General features: G+C 69.7%; 2 protein-coding genes. Both read right to left on the bottom strand.

The genetic code is table 11. The annotated features are described in order from the left end of the window. Positions 1–1,019 (bottom strand): beta-ketoacyl synthase N-terminal-like domain-containing protein (locus ACZ4MF_RS48915; RefSeq protein ID WP_467500922.1); only part of this gene is annotated, 1,019 nt, incomplete at its 3' end. A 75-nt stretch (positions 1,020–1,094) separates the two neighbouring features. Continuing rightward, the coding region (locus tag ACZ4MF_RS48910; protein ID WP_467500920.1) for an acyl carrier protein at positions 1,095–1,788 on the bottom strand (694 nt) is incomplete at its 5' end.

Below are 1,788 nucleotides of genomic sequence, written 5' to 3'. Positions count from 1 at the left end.
GTCCCCGTACCATGCGCCTCCACCACATCCACCTCAGCCGCCGACACACCAGCCGCCCCAAGCGCGGCACGGATCACCCGCTGCTGCGACGGACCGTTCGGAGCCGTCAGACCGTTCGACGCACCATCCTGATTCACCGCCGAACCCCGCACCACCGCCAACACACGATGCCCGCGCGCCACGGCGTCCGACAGCCGCTCCACCAGCAGCACACCCACACCCTCACCCCAGCCGGTACCATCCGCCCCCTCCGCGAACGCCTTGCACCGACCATCACCCGCCAGACCACCCTGACGACCGAACTCAGCGAAGACGTCGGGGGTGGACATCACGGTGACGCCGCCGGCGAGGGCGAGGTCGCATTCGCCCGCGCGCAGTGCCTGGGCGGCCAGGTGCAGGGCCACCAGGGAGGAGGAGCAGGCCGTGTCGACCGTGACCGCCGGACCCTCCAGACCCAGGACGTACGACACCCGGCCCGAGACGACGCTCGCGGCGTTGCCGGTCAGCAAGTGTCCCGCGATGCCCTCGGGTGTGTCGTCTCCTGACACGGCGCCGTAGTTCTGGTTGCTGCATCCGACGAAGACACCGGTGCGGCTGCCGCGCACGGTGGTGGGTTCGAGGCCCGCGCGCTCCAGCGCCTCCCAGGACGTCTCCAGAATGAGGCGCTGCTGCGGGTCCATCGCCACGGCCTCGCGGGGTGACACTCCGAAGAAGGCCGCGTCGAAATCGGTGGCCGTGGTGACGAATCCACCCTGTCCCGTAGTGCCCGGGGAGGCGTCACCGGCCGTGTCCCAGCCACGGTCCGCGGGGAACGGCGTGATGGCGTCGACGCCGGCCGCGACCAGGTCCCACAGTTGTTCCGGATCGGTGACGTCACCGGGGTAGCGGCAGGCCATGCCGATGATGGCGATCGGTTCGGTCGCTGCCCGGCTGAGTTCGTCGTTGCGCTGACGCAGACGCTCGTTCTCGGTCAGGGAGGCACGCAGGGCGGCGACCACGCGCTCTTCGGAGGTGGGCATGCTCAAACTCCACTGGTTCATGGCCCGTTCGCGGGCGGACGGGAGGTCGTGGCGGTGGGGCGGCGGGACGGTGTTTCAGGATGCGGAGTCGCCCAAGGCCAGTTGAACGAGTGCGTCGACGTCCATGGCCTCGATCGCGCCGGGTGCGGGTTCGTCCGCGTTCTGCGACTGATCGAGCGTGCCGCTGTCCGCCAGGGACAGCACAGCTGTCAGCAGGCCGCTCTCCTCCCAACGGGAGAAGGGAATCGCGGCCAGCGCACTGCGGAATGTCTCTTCGTCGCTCCCCGCCGCCCGCAGACCCGTGCCGGGCCCCGTCTCCCTGACCGGCGACTGACCGAACAGCTCGCCATGGAGGTGATCGGCGAGGTGACGTGGGGTCGGGTGGTCGAAGACGAGGGTCGACGGCAGCCGTAGTCCGGTCTCGGCATGGATCTGGTTTCGCAGTTCGACAGCGGTGAGGGAGTCGAAACCCACGTCCTTGAAGGGGCGGTTGAGGTCCAGGGCGGAGCCTGAGGAGCGACCGAGCACCACACCCGCCCGCTCGCGGACCAGTTCCCGCAACGCGCGCAGCCGCTCCTTCTCGGGTCGCTGTGCCAAGCGGGCGGTCAGGACGGCGCGGGCGTCTTCGGTCGTCTTCTCCTCGACGGCCTCGGTACCAGTGGAGCCGGTGAGGTCGGCGAGCAGGGGGCTGGGACGACGACTCGTGAACGCCGGAACGAAACGCCCCCACTCCACATCAGCCACCACCACCGAACCACCCCCACCCTCC

It is taken from the genome of Streptomyces sp. NPDC025793 (genome assembly GCF_055558375.1).
The sequence above is the reverse complement of the archived record's forward strand: the minus strand, read 5'-3'. Positions and strand labels throughout refer to the sequence as shown.